The 17,059-nt window shown below is 53.5% G+C and carries 15 protein-coding genes and 1 pseudogene; 14 read left to right on the top strand and 2 right to left on the bottom strand.

Annotation, left to right across the window (positions count from 1 at the left end; translation table 11 throughout):
• The first annotated feature begins 122 nt into the window (after positions 1 to 122).
• The 6 genes and pseudogenes from PGR29_RS03665 (at position 123) to PGR29_RS03690 (ending at position 5,830) form a co-directional block, all read left to right on the top strand.
• Positions 123 to 3,119 carry a RecE family exodeoxyribonuclease gene (locus PGR29_RS03665; RefSeq protein ID WP_316424075.1) on the top strand — a complete coding sequence of 999 codons (2,997 nt, stop codon included), beginning with the start codon at positions 123 to 125 and terminating at the stop codon, positions 3,117 to 3,119.
• Positions 3,082 to 4,241, top strand: a pseudogene (locus tag PGR29_RS03670) (RecT family recombinase). The gene PGR29_RS03665 and the pseudogene PGR29_RS03670 overlap by 38 nt, the downstream one beginning before the upstream one ends.
• A gap of 34 nt (positions 4,242 to 4,275) precedes the next feature.
• The gene (locus tag PGR29_RS03675) at positions 4,276 to 4,629 is read left to right on the top strand and encodes a hypothetical protein (protein WP_316424076.1); all 354 of its coding nucleotides are present in this window, start codon (positions 4,276 to 4,278) and stop codon (positions 4,627 to 4,629) included.
• Positions 4,622 to 5,278: a hypothetical protein gene (locus tag PGR29_RS03680; RefSeq protein WP_316424077.1), complete on the top strand. Its 657-nt coding sequence runs from the start codon at positions 4,622 to 4,624 to the stop codon at positions 5,276 to 5,278. The genes PGR29_RS03675 and PGR29_RS03680 overlap by 8 nt, the downstream gene beginning before the upstream one ends.
• On the top strand, positions 5,275 to 5,583 hold the full coding sequence (locus tag PGR29_RS03685; protein ID WP_316424078.1) for a hypothetical protein: 309 nt from the start codon (positions 5,275 to 5,277) through the stop codon (positions 5,581 to 5,583). The genes PGR29_RS03680 and PGR29_RS03685 overlap by 4 nt, the downstream gene beginning before the upstream one ends.
• A gap of 7 nt (positions 5,584 to 5,590) precedes the next feature.
• Positions 5,591 to 5,830, top strand: a complete 240-nt coding sequence (locus tag PGR29_RS03690; protein ID WP_071890774.1) for a DUF4060 family protein — start codon at positions 5,591 to 5,593, stop codon at positions 5,828 to 5,830.
• Positions 5,831 to 6,050: 220 nt separating this feature from the next.
• On the opposite strand, the gene PGR29_RS03695 is transcribed toward PGR29_RS03690, so the two are convergent.
• Positions 6,051 to 7,268, bottom strand: coding sequence for a tyrosine-type recombinase/integrase (locus tag PGR29_RS03695; protein WP_316424079.1), 1,218 nt, complete (start codon positions 7,266 to 7,268; stop codon positions 6,051 to 6,053).
• Positions 7,269 to 7,414: 146 nt separating this feature from the next.
• On the opposite strand from PGR29_RS03695, the gene sapC reads away from it, so the two are divergent.
• Genes sapC through sapF form a run of 3 tightly spaced genes read left to right on the top strand, consistent with a single transcriptional unit; the run spans position 7,415 to position 10,108 of the window.
• Positions 7,415 to 8,305, top strand: a complete 891-nt coding sequence (gene sapC, locus PGR29_RS03700) for a putrescine export ABC transporter permease SapC (RefSeq protein ID WP_316424080.1) — start codon at positions 7,415 to 7,417, stop codon at positions 8,303 to 8,305.
• Positions 8,305 to 9,297: a putrescine export ABC transporter ATP-binding protein SapD gene (gene sapD / locus PGR29_RS03705; protein ID WP_015366243.1), complete on the top strand. Its 993-nt coding sequence runs from the start codon at positions 8,305 to 8,307 to the stop codon at positions 9,295 to 9,297. The genes sapC and sapD overlap by 1 nt, the downstream gene beginning before the upstream one ends.
• 1 nt (position 9,298) lies before the next feature.
• Complete coding sequence (sapF, locus tag PGR29_RS03710) at positions 9,299 to 10,108, top strand: peptide ABC transporter ATP-binding protein SapF (RefSeq protein ID WP_047044986.1); 810 nt, start codon at positions 9,299 to 9,301, stop codon at positions 10,106 to 10,108.
• A gap of 44 nt (positions 10,109 to 10,152) precedes the next feature.
• Here the strand turns inward: sapF and PGR29_RS03715 are convergent, their stop codons facing one another.
• Complete coding sequence (locus PGR29_RS03715) at positions 10,153 to 11,583, bottom strand: purine-cytosine permease family protein (RefSeq protein ID WP_316424081.1); 1,431 nt, start codon at positions 11,581 to 11,583, stop codon at positions 10,153 to 10,155.
• Between the two features lie 198 nt (positions 11,584 to 11,781).
• On the opposite strand from PGR29_RS03715, the gene PGR29_RS03720 reads away from it, so the two are divergent.
• The 5 genes from PGR29_RS03720 (at position 11,782) to PGR29_RS03740 (ending at position 17,055) form a co-directional block, all read left to right on the top strand.
• Positions 11,782 to 12,324, top strand: coding sequence for a HutD/Ves family protein (locus PGR29_RS03720; protein ID WP_316424082.1), 543 nt, complete (start codon positions 11,782 to 11,784; stop codon positions 12,322 to 12,324).
• 242 nt (positions 12,325 to 12,566) lie between these two features.
• Positions 12,567 to 13,355 (top strand): enoyl-ACP reductase FabI, encoded by a 789-nt coding sequence (gene fabI / locus PGR29_RS03725; RefSeq protein WP_061154898.1) that lies wholly within the window; start codon positions 12,567 to 12,569, stop codon positions 13,353 to 13,355.
• 191 nt (positions 13,356 to 13,546) lie between these two features.
• Complete coding sequence (locus tag PGR29_RS03730) at positions 13,547 to 14,707, top strand: CMD domain-containing protein (RefSeq protein WP_213794813.1); 1,161 nt, start codon at positions 13,547 to 13,549, stop codon at positions 14,705 to 14,707.
• A gap of 81 nt (positions 14,708 to 14,788) precedes the next feature.
• The gene (locus PGR29_RS03735; protein ID WP_113373659.1) at positions 14,789 to 16,723 is read left to right on the top strand and encodes an exoribonuclease II; all 1,935 of its coding nucleotides are present in this window, start codon (positions 14,789 to 14,791) and stop codon (positions 16,721 to 16,723) included.
• Positions 16,724 to 16,872: 149 nt separating this feature from the next.
• Positions 16,873 to 17,055, top strand: coding sequence for a hypothetical protein (locus tag PGR29_RS03740; protein ID WP_015366235.1), 183 nt, complete (start codon positions 16,873 to 16,875; stop codon positions 17,053 to 17,055).
• Positions 17,056 to 17,059: the final 4 nt, after the last annotated feature.

Here is a 17,059-nt window from a genome sequence, read left to right on the forward strand (position 1 = left end):
CGGGCTGTACGTCCGGTGACACCGACCAAAGTTCCACCGGAATTTACCAAAAACCAATGAACACCCTGAATGGGCGCTATCAATGGCCCGAGGGATTCTACATCCAAAATTGAGGCTATCACATGGAATATTTTTATCTGATAAAAGCGACTCAAAAATCGGGTAAAGCCGATGCCGTAATCTGGCGTTCTGCAAAAACCGAATCCCGCGCGCTGCTGCAGTTGGACGTCGACCTGGAAGATGCTGAGATTGAAACAGGCCGCGGAAAAGACTATCAAAAGCCAATCCGTACCGATTTCCCGGTATTTAACGACCTGCCAGCTGAAGGCGTGCTCGATCACTCATGGTGCGAACGCTACCAGCTAGCCGACGACGGTCGTACCTGGGCACTGAAGCCAGGACAAGAGCCCATGGACGTTCATCACACCGATGATGCTGGGGTATCCTCTGACCCTGTCACTGGCGAGTTGGTTGATGACAATAGTGCTGACGATGCTGGTGATGTCGATACCGTGGAATCGTTCGGCAATGCTGAATACGAAAACGATACAAACGCCCTGTTCAATATTGCTGAGCAGCCGTTCCGCATTAAGCTGCTGGCGCAGTACATGGCGAATGATAACCACGTCTATCAAATCAGTATTCCTCACCGTAAAGAGCTCGCAGTTCTGGAAATGAATACCGATAACTCCGCAGTGCAGGATCTGATTCTCGCCGCTGAGAACGTCCAGGGGTTGAAGGATGCCGACATGCCTACCCTGTGGAAATTTACCAGCGCCAACAAAGCTGTATTTCCTGAAGGTAAGCGCCACGAACTGGGCAAGCGTATCCAGTTTGCAAAACTGTGGTTTGAAACTCCGCACATTGACCGCGGCATACTCGTTCGCGAATGGTCTGCCGGCAATTATATTTCTGCTGTTCAGAAAACGGATACCGGCACGAATGCTGGCGGCGGTAATAAAACCGATCGCAACCCTGACTACACCCATACCCTTGATACGCTTGATGTTGAGATTGCGCTGGCCACAATGCCGATGGATTTCGATATCTACAATTTCCCGGCATCCATTCATCGCCGGGCTAAAGAAATCGTCCAGAAAAAAGAAAGCCCGTTCAAAGAATGGTCTGCTGCGCTGCGTAAAACCGCAGGCATCCTGGATTATTCACGCGCTGCCATTTTTGCCCTCATTCGTGGCGCCACCAGCGATATTCATCATTTCCCGGTAAGTCTGCAGACCTATATCAATGCGAACCTGACAGAGCATAAGCATGAAACGCCCTTTGCTGAAACGCTTGAGAAAGCCGGGCATGTGTCATCTGCCGCCGTCGCTGAACAGTCAGCCGTGGATAAGATTCTCGCAGCTGAGCGAGGTGAATATATCGACGGAGTAAGCGATCCGGATGCGCCGAACTGGGTAACGGAAGACCTGACTAAACCCAAACAGCCTGAAGTTTCAAACATGGGCAATGGTGTTTTTTCGATTGATGGTCTGATGGATAGCCAGCCAGCATCAGCATCAGCATCAGCACTTTCTATCGTGGACCAGGCGCGCCAGCGCGCTGCAGAAGAAAAATTACATCCAGCTAATTCCGGGGAAACCACCAGCGATGTGCAGATGGAAACGGCTCAGCCAGTCGAAGACGAAAATGATAATGCGGTATCAGCAAGCGAAGGCACTGATGCAACTGCTCCGCAAGCAGATGCCGTGAACATGCGCGACATTCTTGCTGAGCGCTGCCCTGACCTTACCGCGGCAGTATTGAAGGACCAGCAATCAGCAACTGCAGAAGAAGAGCATGAGCCAGAGCCGGAAGCAACAAAATGGCCTGAATTCTTCGAGCCCGGTCGATATGAAGGTGTTCCGAACGATGTTTACCACGCGGCGAACGGCACCAGTTCGACTCAGGTTAAAGATGCCCGTATATCTCTGATGTATTTCGAAAAACGCCACGTCTCGAAAGTCATTGAAAAAATGCGCTCTCCTGTTCTGGATATGGGCAATCTGGTGCATGCGCTGGCGCTGCAGCCTGAACAGCTGGAAAAAGAATTCAGCATCGAGCCGGAAATCCCGGAAGGCGCCTTCACCACGACTGCGACGATCCGCGCGTTTATCGACGAGTACAACGCCGGTCTTCCGCCGCTTTTGAGTGCTGACGACATCAAGGCGCTGCTGGAGGCGCACAACGCCACCCTGCCCGCTCCGGTACCGCTGGGCGGCGACAAAGATGCAATCGGTATTGCGTATCTGGAATTACCTGACGAGTTCAAGCGAATCGTTGGTGACGATAAAAACTTTACCGCGTCAGCAATGAAGGCCTGCATCAAAGAATACAACGCCACCCTGCCTGCGCCTGTTAAAACCAGCGGCAGCCGTGATGCCATGTTGGAACAACTGGCGATTATCAATCCTGACATGGTCGCTCAGGAAACCCAGAAGGCGCAGCCGCTGAAAGTATCAGGCACCAAAGCGGATCTGATTCAGGCTGTGAAATCGGTTAAACCGGATGCCGTGTTTGCCGACGAACTGCTGGATGCATGGCGCGAAAACCCGGAAGGAAAAATATTGGTTACCCGCCATCAGATGAGCACTGCGCTGGACATTCAGAAAGCACTATTGAACCACCCCACCGCCGGCAAGTTGCTCCAGCATCCGAGCCGCGCCGTTGAAGTGAGCTATTTCGGTATAGATGAGGAAACCGGGCTGGAAGTTCGCGTACGCCCTGACCTTGAGATAGACATGAGCGGCCTGCGCATTGGTGCGGACCTGAAGACCATCAGCATGTGGAACATCAAGCAGGAAGGCCTGCGCGCGAAGTTGCACAGGGAAATCATTGAGCGCGATTACCACCTCAGCGCGGCCATGTACTGCGAAACCGCTGCTCTGGATCAGTTCTTCTGGATTTTCGTCAACAAAGACGAGAACTACCACTGGATCGCCATTATCGAGGCATCCGAAGAGCTACTGGAGCTCGGCATGCTGGAATACCGCAAAGCAATGCGCGCCATCGCGAACGGTTTCGACACTGGCGAATGGCCGGCTCCGATCACTGAAGACTACACCGAAGAACTTAACGATTTTGATGTGCGCCGTCTTGAAGCGCTGCGCGTACAGGCATAAAGGGGAACAGTCATGGAAAATACCAACATTGTTACAGCCGAACAGCAAGCACCAAACACCATTTCAGCTAGCAACGCGATCTTTAACGTTCAGGCTCTCGGTCAGTTAACTGCTTTCGCAAACCTTATGGCTGATTCACAAGTGACAGTGCCAGCTCACCTTGCAGGTAAGCCAGCCGATTGCATGGCCATCGTTATGCAGGCTATGCAGTGGGGCATGAATCCCTATGCGGTCGCGCAAAAAACGCATCTGGTAAATGGCGTACTCGGATATGAAGCCCAGCTCGTCAACGCGGTAATCGCCAGCTCCAGTGCTATCAACGGTCGATTTCATTACCGCTACGGCGGCGATTGGGAGCGTTGCACAAGGACGCAGGAAATCACCAGGGAAAAACACGGTAAAAGTGGGAAATACACCGTTACCGAACGGGTACGCGGCTGGACTGATGAAGACGAAATCGGGTTGTTTGTTCAGGTCGGCGCGATTCTTCGCGGTGAGTCAGAAATCACCTGGGGTGAGCCGCTTTATCTCTCGGGTGTTGTAACTCGCAATTCACCATTGTGGGTTTCTAACCCGAAGCAGCAGATCGCTTATCTGGGCGTGAAATACTGGGCTCGCCTGTACTGCCCTGAAGTGATTCTGGGTGTTTATAGCCCGGATGAAGTTGAGCAACGAACAGAACGAGAAATCAATCCGGCGCCGGTGCAAAGAATGTCTGTAGCTGAGATTACCAGCAGCTCTGACGCCACCACCAGCGAACAGGGTACAGGTATCAGCATTGATTCTCTTGCCGATGGACTCCGCGACCGAATTGATACAGCTGACTCAGTGGATCAGGCCAAAGCCATTCGCGCAGACATCGAATCACAGAAAGCTCTGCTGGGTACTGCTCTTTATACCGAACTGAAAAATAAGGCGGTGAAGCGCTACTACCTTGTTGATGCGAAGAACAAGGTTGAGGCTGCCATAAATTCACTTCCTAACCCTGGGGATCCGGAAGCCGAAGCGTTATTCGCGAAGGCAGAAAGCACCCTGACCTCATCGCGCCGCCACCTGGGTGATGAACTGTATGACCAGTTCCGTATCACCCTGGACGACATGAAACCGGAATACCTGGGCTAAGGGAGGCGGGAGGGTTCGCCCTCCCGGTAACGATATGAGCAAATCACTTAACGCACGATGCATACGCCGCTGGGAAGTTGAATTCAAAGGGCGCTGCGATTCGAAATATAGCCCCTATTGGCACAAGCGCGATCTCCGCGGTTACATCCGTGAGGTGGCACTGACTACGGCGTATTGCATGGTTGAAAACTTGGCCTACAACAACGCAATGCACGATTTTTTCGCTGATGTGGGTGACAGGAATGGCTGGTCGCCAGAGTTCTCGGCATGGTACGACGGGCATCGAGAGCATTATCTCAAAGAAGCGCGCGACTACCTGAATGAAGAAGCTACCAACGACGAGATCGACGAGGAAATTCAGAACGAGCTGGAGGCCTGGAATGACTGAGCGCGGAATGATTTTTAACGGTGAGATGGTGCGGGCCATTCTCGACGGCCGGAAGACGCAGACCCGGCGGCCTATCAAATGGAAACAGACTCGGTTCACTGAAATTGGTGAGCGCGAAGACGGTAGCAAATGGCCGTGGAGCGAAGATGCAGAGCATGCTTGCGACTTCTGGCACCCATGCCCGTTCGGCGCCGTCGGCGACCGCATCTGGGCGCGTGAAACATTTCGGGTGCATAGCCGGGCTACAGACGTTGCCACCTTGGTATACAAAGCCAGCGTGCGAAATTCGTGGACGGAGCAAACCCATCGCGTGCCTGTAGCTGTCTGCAATAAAGCGGCAACGCCTGAGAAGTGGACACCATCACTACACATGCCGCGCTGGGCCAGCCGCATTCTGCTGGAAATTACAGACGTGCGGGTTGAGCGGTTGAACGCTATCAGCGAAGAGGATGCGCGAGCAGAAGGCATTATTGACGGTGGCTGTCTGAATTGCGGGGAACCTGAGCCATGCGGATGCGCCAATCCAGAGCCTGATGCTACCGATGCTTTTGCCTACCTGTGGCAATCGATTTACGGGCAGGAAAACTGGAATGCTAATCCCTGGGTTTGGGTTATCGAGTTCAAGCGCGTAAAAGGCGGTGCAGCATGAGTCTTAAACATCGATTACCTGAGCTGGAAGCCAGCATCGACCCTGCGGCATTGCGCGCGGCCGCCGACGAATATTCGGATCTGCTTCTGACTTTGTGCTTGTGCATGAAGATGGCCGGCCCCACACGAGCGAACGTACGCGCCTGCGCCACCGCGCTTAAAAAGCGCATGACAACATGGCACAGCCAGAAAGAGCTCAACGTAATTCTGTCCAGTTGGGATCCCGTTGGCTATGTTCTCGGCCTCCGCCGTGAAGCGAACGACAACGCGCGAGCAGCTGGCGATCCGGTTGATGTATTTGTGTGAGGTGGATATGCGACTGATAAACCGAAGCAAGCAATCACCGCTAGGCCGCCAGGCTTGTGATGCCGCACTGGCAAAACACGTAGAGCTTTATGGCGATTATGGTCGGCAGAAAATGAAGCGGACTTATACCGTCGTGGTGCAGGGTTCAAAAATCACTGTTGAGGTGGTTAACCGACGCTGTAGTTACGTGGCTACTGCTATGAGCTGCGCCCGCAGGCTGCAGCATCTTCCTGGACAATGTAACTAAGGGGCTTTTATGAATAACGCATCTCATTTCCAAGATGAAATATTGGTAACCAGTGACATTCTGTCCAGATACAAAATTTCGCGCAGCACACTGTATTTCTGGAGCACTCCATCCCGGATGCCATCGTACTTTTCTCAGCCGTTTCCGAAGCCAAAAATAAATGGCAGCCCTAAAAGATGGCGTTTGTCAGACCTTCTTGCCTGGGAAGACAACATGAGTATCAAACCAGAGGCTGGCCAATCAACTTCTCAAGATGACGCTGCCAAACAGCAAGCCAATGACGCTGATCATCCAAATAATCGTGGAGGTTATACCGCGCCATGACTCCAGACATATGATGCCCTAGTAGCTTTTCCACAACATGTGGTGGCGCACCTAATTCAGAAAGGCGCGTCGCCAGTGTTCTTCTCAAATCATGAAGCGACCAAGGTTTCATCCCTGTTTTTGCAATTATCTGCGCAGAGAACAGAGCCACGTTTGGTTGAAGTGGCGGCCTGTCATCTTCTGGCCCCCTGTATCGTGACAACGTCACAACATGTTTTGAAACTGATGTTTCTTTTTCAGCTACCATCATCTGTATTACAGCCTCAGGAAGCGCCCTTCTCACCGACTTCCCAGTTTTATAGTCACTTGCCGGGATAGTCCATGTTTGTTCCTTGAAATCAAACCATTCCCATTTTGCTGTTCTGATCTCTGTACTTCGACAGCCAGTCATAATGAGAAACTTCATTATCAATTGCTGCCTATATTTCATCTCAGGCAGGGCATTCCAAACTGTAATGATTTCATCATCACTTAACCTGCGATCTTTTACAGCTGCTGTGAGCCCTACATCTGATCGTCTAAGGCTTTCAATAGGGTTCACGTTAATTACCCCACGGTTGGAACAGAAACGAAATGTGCGCTGCATCAAACCGAGCATTTGCCCTGTAACCACTCTTCGCCCCATACCGTCAAAAAGATTTAGCCAGTGAGCTTTAGTTGTCTGATCTACAATCATATTTCCGAGCACTGGGGCTATATGATTATTGAAGTCGCGGCGGTTAACTTTGATTTTTACCAGACCTTCAGGGATGCAGTAGTACTTCTCCCAGTAATCGAATGCTTCTTTCACTGTAAGCGCTTCTACTTTTTTCTGTTTCTCGAGTACTACTTGCCGTCTAGGATCAAGCCCTTCCGCTAGCCAAGCCCTGAACTGCTGCCTACGTTCTCGCGCATGAGCTAATGAGGTGGTTGGATAATCACCAATCGTTAGTTGAGCGGCTTTCCCGTTCCATCTGTAGCGGTAAAAGAATGTTATACTGCCGGATGTAGACAACCTGACATTCAGACCATGTGCGTCTGAAATGACCTCGATTTGGTCTCTTTTTTTGCCAAGAGCTTTTCTTAATTTTGTGTCGGTAAGCAATGTGTACACTCCGGAAGAAGATATACACATCAGTGTACACATTATACGTAAATTGATAACCTTCAAATCTATGAAGAACACACAAAAATAAAGCGCTACATACTGGCAAGGCGTTGATAATAGCGGGATTATTGAAAAGAAATAAAGCATGACTAACAAACTTAAAACGGATACATATGCCCTACGATAGCGTCTATCTCGAAAAGCGCCCGCCGGGCGCATTGCGCACCGTATGGCGTAAGTTCTACGGCGATACCACCGCGATGATTGGTTTATACGGCTGCGGCGCGCTGGTGCTGCTATGCGTATTCGGCGGCTGGTTCGCGCCCTATGGTATCGATCAGCAGTTCCTTGGCTACCAGCTGCTGCCGCCCTCATGGTCGCGCTACGGTGAAGTGTCGTTCTTCCTCGGCACCGACGACCTTGGCCGCGACGTATTGAGTCGACTACTCAGCGGCGCGGCGCCGACCGTCGGCGGCGCCTTTGTGCTCACGCTCGGCGCCGCGCTGTTCGGCCTGGTGCTTGGCGTGATTGCTGGTTCCACCCATGGTTTACGTTCAGCGGTAATGAACCATATTCTCGACACCCTGCTATCGATTCCGTCGCTGCTGCTGGCGATTATCGTCGTCGCTTTCGCCGGACCGCATCTTAGCCATGCGATGTTCGCCGTCTGGCTGGCTCTGCTGCCGCGCATGGTGCGTTCGGTCTACAGCATGGTGCACGATGAACTGGAAAAAGAGTACGTGATTGCCGCCCGCCTCGACGGCGCTTCCACGCTCAATATTCTCTGGTTTGCGGTTCTGCCTAATATTACCGCCGGGCTGGTCACCGAAATTACCCGCGCGCTGTCGATGGCGATCCTCGACATTGCCGCGCTCGGTTTTCTCGACCTCGGCGCCCAGCTACCCTCTCCGGAATGGGGCGCCATGCTCGGCGACGCGCTGGAACTGATTTACGTCGCTCCCTGGACGGTCATGTTGCCGGGGGCGGCCATTATGATAAGCGTACTGCTCATTAATCTGCTGGGCGACGGTATTCGCCGCGCAATTATTGCCGGGGTCCAATAATGCCGTTACTGGATATACGTAATCTCACCATTGAGTTTAAAACCAACGAAGGCTGGGTAAAGGCCGTCGATAGGGTCAGCCTGACGCTGGCTGAAGGTGAAGTCCGTGGTCTGGTGGGGGAATCAGGTTCCGGCAAAAGCTTAATCGCCAAGGCGATTTGCGGCGTCACTAAAGATAACTGGCGGGTCACCGCCGACCGTATGCGTTTTGATGATATCGATCTGCTGCGCCTGTCTAACCGCGAGCGCCGCAAACTGATTGGCCACAACGTATCGATGATCTTCCAGGAGCCGCAATCCTGTCTCGATCCTTCCGAGCGTATTGGGCTGCAGTTGATGCAAAATATCCCCGGCTGGACCTTTAAAGGCCACTGGTGGCAACGCTTTGGCTGGCGCAAGCGCCGCGCCATCGAACTGCTGCACCGGGTGGGGATTAAAGATCACAAAGATATTATGCGCAGCTTCCCCTACGAACTGACCGACGGCGAATGTCAGAAGGTTATGATCGCCATCGCGCTTGCCAACCAGCCGCGCTTGCTGATTGCTGATGAACCCACTAATGCCATGGAACCGACTACTCAGGCGCAGATTATTCGCCTGCTGACCCGGCTCAACCAGAACAACAACACCACTATTTTGCTGATCAGTCACGATATGCAGATGCTCAGCAAATGGGCGGATAAAATTAACGTCATGTATTGCGGGCAGACGGTGGAAACCGCGCCGAGCGAAGAGCTGGTGACCATTCCTCATCACCCCTACACGCAGGCGCTGATTCGCGCGATCCCGGACTTCGGCAGCTCAATGCCGCATAAAAGTAGGCTGAATACCCTGCCAGGCGCCATTCCGCTGTTGGAACAACTTCCGATCGGCTGTCGGCTGGGGCCGCGCTGTCCCTATGCGCAACGCGAGTGTATCGTCACGCCGCGTTTGACCGGCGCGCGTAATCATCTGTACGCCTGTCATTTCCCGCTGAACATGGAGAAAGAGTGAAATGGTCGAAACATTGCTGGAAGTTCGCAATCTGAGTAAGACCTTTCGCTATCGTACCGGCTGGTTCCACCGTCAGACGGTAGAGGCGGTGAAGCCGCTCAGCTTTACCCTGCGCGAGCGTCAGACGCTGGCAATTATTGGTGAAAACGGCTCCGGTAAATCAACGCTGGCCAAAATGCTGGCCGGGATGGTTGAGCCAACCACCGGTGAACTGTTGATTGACGACCATCCGCTGGAGTTTGGCGACTACTCATTCCGCAGCCAGCGTATTCGTATGATTTTTCAGGATCCCTCGACCTCGCTTAACCCGCGTCAGCGTATTTCGCAGATCCTCGATTTCCCGCTGCGCCTCAATACCGATCTTGAACCAGAAGCCCGGGAAAAGCAGATTATCGAGACGATGCGCATGGTGGGTCTGCTACCTGACCACGTCAGCTACTATCCGCATATGCTGGCGCCGGGGCAAAAACAACGCCTGGGTCTTGCTCGTGCCTTGATCCTGCGTCCGAAAGTGATTATCTGCGATGAGGCGCTGGCCTCGTTGGATATGTCAATGCGCTCGCAGCTAATCAACCTGATGCTGGAACTACAGGAAAAACAGGGAATATCCTACATCTACGTAACTCAGCATCTGGGGATGATGAAGCACATCAGCGATCAGGTGCTGGTGATGCATGAGGGCGAAGTGGTTGAGCGCGGAAGCACTGCTGATGTACTGGCCTCGCCTCTGCATGATCTGACCAAGCGGCTGATCGCCGGCCATTTTGGCGAAGCGCTGACTGCCGACGCCTGGCGAAAAGATGGCAAATAGCGTTAACTTTCCTTCAGGGGCGGCATAATAGCCGCCCCTGCCCTTTATGACTGCGGGAACACGCTCTGCGCCGGTAATGGTCGGCGGTCAAAGCGGCGCAGCGCAAAATACAACCATCCTGTACCTACCCAGCCGATAATCCATGACACATCATTGCCGGCGAATATCCACGTCAGCGAACCATGGAACAGCGGGTTCTCAATAAACGGCAGTTGAATAAGCACGCCAATGATATAAATGGTAATGGCATACAGATTCCAGAAACCATAGCGCTGATGCGGGTCGCTAAGCGCCGGAATATCGACCGCGCCTTTAGAGATAATGTAGTAATCGGTCAGGCTGATGGCGCTCCAGGGAACGAAAAAGGCCAGCAGGAATAACAGGAAATGGGTGAAGTGTTTTAAGAAAGCCGGCTCGCTGAGCAGCGCGATAATACACGAAGCCGCGACCATCAGGACGACGAAAGCGACGCGGCATTTCTGCGACAATGCCGTCTGGCGACGGAAACCGGAAACAATGGTGGTCAGAGACATAAAACTGCCGTAGGCGTTAAGCGTCGTGAAGGTGATTTTGCCAAAGCAAATAGCAAAGTAGATGACCATCGCCATCACCTGGCTTTTACCCAATCCCACCAGATAACTCACTTCATGACCGGGGAAAGCGCTGCCGGCAATCGCGGCAGTAAATACCCCTAGCGTCATGGATGTCTGGGTTCCTAATACGGTACCGAAAAATACCGAGCAGAACGTTTTCGTTGCCGATACATTGCATGGCAGGTAGCGCGAATAGTCGGACACATACGGGCAGAACGCGATTTGCCACGACGATGACAGCGACACGGCCAGCAGGAACATCGGCAGGGAGAAATGGTTATTTTGCGCCAGGGCCGTGAGATCCGCCGACATCAGTAGCGTAACGAACATATAGACAAAAGCCAGAATGCCGATAATGCTCGCCAGTTTACCCAGCTTATGAATCACCTTATAACCCAGTACCGCAATAACAATAATAATCGCGCTGAATAGCAGCATGCCGGCAACGTTGCTGATACTTAACAGTTTTGCCATCGCCTGCCCGGCCAGTACGGTACCGCTGGCGGAGAAGCCAACATACATGACGCAGACCAGTACCAGCGGCACTACCGCGCCAAAGACGCCAAACTGGGCGCGGCTGATTATCATCTGCGGCAAACCCAGCCGTGGTCCCTGCAGGGCATGCAGCGACATCACCGCCGCCCCCAACACCTGTCCAAGAAGAAGGCCTATCAGCGACCACACCACGTCGCCGCCCAGCACCACGGCTAAAGCGCCGGTGACAATAGCGGTAATTTGCAGGTTGCCGCCAAACCACAGAGTAAACTGGCTAAACGGATGCCCATGCCTCTCGCGTTCGGGAATGTAATCAATCGACCGCGTTTCCTTTAATCCTGCCTCATTACTTTTTGGTTGCCCGTCTGTAGACGAAAAAGAAGACATAGGTACCTCGCTATTATTATTTCATTGACTCCCCATCTGACCGATCCTGTATATACAAGCATTGACAACTACCCGCACCGCACGCATCCTATTTTTGTGATGAATATGTAAATTCTTTGTATTGCAAAAAGTAACAAAACCATAACAATAACGTTGATTAACGCCTGCGCAGGCAGCGCTTAACGAGGTGTACCGCTCATGATCGTTCGCGTCCAACTATCCACTCTGCCCGTCACCCCCTGGAAAAATGGCGCTGGCGAGACCCGTGAGATAGTCTGTGTACCTTCTCCTGATGCCCCTTTTTTGTGGCGAGCCAGCATTGCCACCCTACAAAATGATGGTCCGTTTTCCTGCTTTCCCGGCGTCGATCGTGTCATTACCCTACTGACCGGGCAGCCGCTGCGTCTGAAAGGCGAAGCTATCGATCACCCTTTAGCGCTGTGGCAGCCCTGGGCTTTTGCCGGCGAGTGGCCGCTGCGTAGCGAAGGGATCCGCGAGCGCGGTCTCGACTTTAATATCATGACCCAGCGCAGTCGCGCCGCCGCCGAGGTTCGGGTCGTGAACGATGTACAAACTCCCGGCGACGAAGGCGTCGCGTGGGTATTGCAGGGTCGCTGGCAACTTGGTGAACAGCAATGTGAAGCGCAATCGGGTATTTTCTGGCATCAGCAAGCGCCGGGCGAACTCGCGCCGCTCACGGCAAACGCCCTACTGTTACTCACCACGATCGTGCGCCGTTAACCGCAGAAATATCGGTAACGCGTCGTGATCTCACGGTAAAACGTAGTGATTATCCGGTGATATACTGGAGTGAGCGCATTTGTCCTTACGCGCTGCGTTGCGATAGGCGGCACAAAAAATCGTGACACAAGGGGTCTTCAGTGGGATATAATTCCTGGCTAAATTTGAGTTATTTTGAAATAACAACGTTAACCGTTTGATTGTTAGAGTAAAAATAAGCAATAACGATAAGGATTAAAGCTATGGGTTTTCTTTCCGGTAAGCGCATTCTGATCACTGGCGTGGCCAGTAAACTGTCCATCGCCTACGGTATTGCGCAAGCAATGCACCGTGAAGGGGCTGAACTGGCATTCACCTATCAGAACGAAAAACTGAAAGGCCGCGTAGAAGAGTTTGCTGCTGCGTTGGGTTCTAACATTGTGCTGCCGTGCGACGTGGCTGAAGACGAAAGCATCACCGCGCTGTTCACTGAACTTGAAAAAGTATGGCCGAAATTTGATGGTTTCGTGCACTCTATCGGTTATGCGCCAGCTGACCAGTTAGATGGCGACTATGTTAATGCCGTCACCCGCGAAGGTTTCAAAATCGCCCACGACATCAGCGCCTACAGCTTCGTGGCGATGGCAAAAGCCTGCCGCTCAATGCTGAACCCGGACTCCGCGCTGCTGACCCTTTCCTATCTGGGCGCTGAGCGCGCGATCCCGAACTATAACGTTATGGGTCTGGCAAAAGCGTCTCTGGAAGCCAACGTCCGCTATATGGCGAACGCGATGGGTCCGGAAGGTATTCGTGTTAACGCCATCTCTGCGGGTCCGATCCGCACCCTGGCGGCATCCGGTATCAAAGATTTCCGTAAAATGCTGGCGCACTGCGAAGCGGTCACCCCGATCCGTCGCACCGTCACCATCGAAGACGTCGGCAACAGCGCGGCCTTCCTGTGCTCTAACCTGTCTGCGGGCATCTCCGGCGAAGTCGTTCACGTTGACGGCGGTTTCAGCATCGCTGCGATGAACGAACTGGAACTGAAATAAGTTCCCTATCCTCCTCACCCCGGTGAGGAGGCTCTCTCTCCCTTCTCTGCTTACGCTTCTCTTCTGTTATTCCAATCCGCTATTTATTAGTACGTATCAATATTTTCTCCTGCTTCAGGGTTACGCCAGGATAGTTGTGCAAAGAGGTACCGCGAAACGGCGGTTCGCCACCTACCGAACAAGGAACGCCCATGGAGCAACGCCGCGTGTATGGCAAAAACCACTGGTATCACGAGACCCAGTCAACCAATAGCCCGGTCGAGGTTCTTCCTCTGGTCCCGGAGGCCGCTGACGTTGATGACCGTTTTTTGCTCGATCTGCCACTCGCAGCCGATCTTAGCCACCCTCATGAAGGCTGGCTGGCGCCCGCGCGTCAGTTGGCAAAGGTACTTTTCCCGGACAGCGTCACGGTCACCCGATTACAAACCTTTAATGCCTACGACCGTCTCAGCACGGCCCTGACCGTCGCTCAGGTCTACGGCGTACAGCGCTTGTGTAACCACTACGCCGCGCGTCTGGCGCCGTTACCGGGCCCAGACTCTTCACGAGAGAGTAATCACCGGCTGGCGCAGATAACCCAGTACGCCCGCCAGTTAGCCAGTTCCCCTTCTGTTATCAACGAGGTCTCCCGCCGTCAGCTTGATGAGGTAGGACTGACCAGCCGCGATATTGTGTTAATTAACCAAATTATTGGCTTCGTGGGTTTTCAGGCCCGCGCGGTGGCCGCATTTCAGGCCGCGCTCGGCCAGCCGGTACGCTGGCTTCCAGGTATGCCGCAGCAGGATGATGCCCCGGCAGAACGCTTTACTGATGTTACCGGAGAGTGGTCACTGGATATCGATGATGCCGACCTGCGTTACGCCAATGATGACAGGCAAGCCAGGCTCGCCGCATGGCACCGTCATCCCGGCCTGCAGCCTCTCGCCCCCCTTCTGGCAACGGATGAAGGGGCGTTAGCACTGCTGCATCAACTGCTGAATCAACTGGATAACTCTGCGCAGCCCTTAAGCGCAATGGCGGCATTGCTGGCGGCGCGAATCAACGGCAGCGTCAGCTGTTTTAACGCCTGGGCCGCGCGCTGGACAGGTGACAACGGATTGTTGCAGGCATTGCGCGGCGATGAACGAATGATTCAGCACTGGGCGCAAAGCCATTCTTTGGAACACGTTTTCCTGCAGGCGGCGCAGCTATTGACTCGTGCGCCGGACCGTTTTAGCGCCGCGCAGCTAACTCCCCTCACTGAATATGGGCTTTCCCGCGTTGAAGCTATCGATCTGCTGGCGTGGTGCGGCCTGTGCGGCTGGCTGAATCGGCTTAAAGTCGCCCTCGGCGAGGTACGTCAAGCGACGTAAAATGCTGAAACAGCGCTTGCTGAGGCAGGCATATTCGCGTAAAAATGTCAGCCGCTCTTTTAGCCACGAAAAAACCTAATTATGTTTCAGGACAACCCGCTGCTAGCGCAGCTTAAACAGCAATTGCATTCCCAGACCCCGCGCGTTGAAGGGGTCGTTAAAGGTACGGAAAAAGGTTTTGGCTTCCTCGAAGTCGACTCGCAGAAAAGCTACTTCATTCCGCCGCCGCAAATGAAAAAAGTGATGCATGGCGATCGTATTATCGCTGTGGTCCATACGGAAAAAGAACGTGAAAGCGCCGAGCCGGAAGAGCTGGTTGAGCCTTTCCTGACCCGTTTTGTCGGCAAAGTGCAGAAAAAAGACGATCGTCTGTCTATTGTTCCTGATCATCCGCTGCTGAAAGACGCCATCCCTTGCCGCGCCGCGCGTGGCGTAGAACACGATTTCAAACAGGGTGACTGGGCGGTGGCTGAAATGCGTCGCCATCCGCTGAAAGGCGACCGCGGTTTCTATGCCGAATTAACGCAATTCATCACCTTTAGCGACGATCATTTCGTGCCGTGGTGGGTGACGCTGGCGCGTCATAACCTGGAAAAAGAAGCGCCGAATGGCGTTGCCACCGAGATGCTCGATGAAGGACTGGAACGTCGCGATTTGACGGCGCTTGAGTTTGTAACCATCGACAGCGCCAGCACCGAAGATATGGACGACGCGCTGTTTGTAGAGCGCGCCGACGACGGTAAACTTCTGCTGACCGTCGCTATCGCCGATCCGACAGCGTGGATTGCCGAGGGCAGCAAACTGGACAACGCGGCGAAAATTCGCGCCTTCACCAACTATCTGCCGGGCTTTAATATCCCGATGCTGCCGCGCGAACTGTCTGACGATTTGTGCTCGCTGCGCGCCAACGAAGTGCGTCCGGTACTCGCCTGCCGCATGACTCTGGCGGCTGACGGCGCTATTGAAGATAATATCGAATTCTTCGCCGCGACCATCGAATCTAAAGCCAAACTGGCTTATGACGACGTCTCCAACTGGCTGGAAAATATAGGCTCATGGCAGCCTGCTGATGACGCTATCGCGCAGCAAATCAAACTGCTGCAGGAAGTCTGCCTGCGCCGCAGCGAATGGCGTCAAACCCACGCCCTGGTGTTCAAAGACCGCCCTGATTATCGCTTCGTGTTGGGTGAGAAAGGTGAAGTGCTGGATATCGTTGCCGAACCGCGCCGCATCGCCAACCGCATTGTTGAAGAGTCAATGATTGCCGCTAATATCTGCGCGGCACGCGTGCTTCGCGATAACCTGGGCTTTGGCGTCTATAACGTGCATACCGGTTTCGACCCAGCTAACACCGAGCAGCTGGCCGCGCTGCTGAAAACGCACGATGTACACGTCGATCCGCTGGAAGTCCTGACACTGGACGGCTTCTGTAAACTGCGCCGCGAACTGGATGCTCAGCCTTCAGGTTTCCTCGATAGCCGCATCCGTCGCTTCCAGTCGTTCGCGGAGATCAGTACCGAGCCGGGTCCGCACTTCGGCCTTGGCCTGGAAGCTTACGCCACCTGGACTTCGCCAATCCGTAAATACGGCGATATGATCAACCACCGTCTGTTAAAGGCCATCATTAAAGGCGAGACCATTGGTCGCCCGCAGGATGATATCACCGTGCAGATGGCGGAACGTCGTCGTCTGAACCGTATGGCGGAACGTGACGTCGCAGATTGGCTGTATGCTCGCTTCCTCAACGATAAAGCCGGAACCGATACCCGCTACGCGGCAGAAATCATTGATGTCAGTCGCGGCGGCATGCGCGTGCGCCTGGTCGATAACGGCGCTGTCGCCTTTATTCCGGCACCTTTCCTGCACGCGGTGCGCGATGAACTGGTCTGCAGCCAGGAGAACGGAACCGTACAGATTAAAGGTGAAGTGGTTTATAAAGTCACCGATGTTATCGACGTGACTATCGCTGAAGTTCGTATGGAAACCCGCAGCGTCATCGCCCGTCCAGCGGCGTAACGCTTTTATGGCCCCTGCCCAGGGGCCATGCATTTCTCGTTTTGAGTGAATATCGCCAGCTGCGCAAGGATGTGCGTTTTTTTCGCTTCTCTTTTGCAACCGTTTTTTGCATCATTGATTTCATTCATTTTTGTAACCAGGATAATGCTATGTCTGATCTGAATGCCCGCCTGCTCGCCCAACGTATCGATACCGTGCTGGATATTCTGGTTGCCGGAGATTATCACTCGGCGATCCATAATCTGGAGATCCTCAAAGCCGAACTGCAGGCATTGTCTCACGACGAGCCAGAGAAGGATTCAGGGCAATCAAAAGCGCCGTGGGAAATCTGATTGA

This window comes from Klebsiella sp. 141203, assembly GCF_032601985.1.
GTDB classification, from domain to species: domain Bacteria; phylum Pseudomonadota; class Gammaproteobacteria; order Enterobacterales; family Enterobacteriaceae; genus Klebsiella; species Klebsiella aerogenes.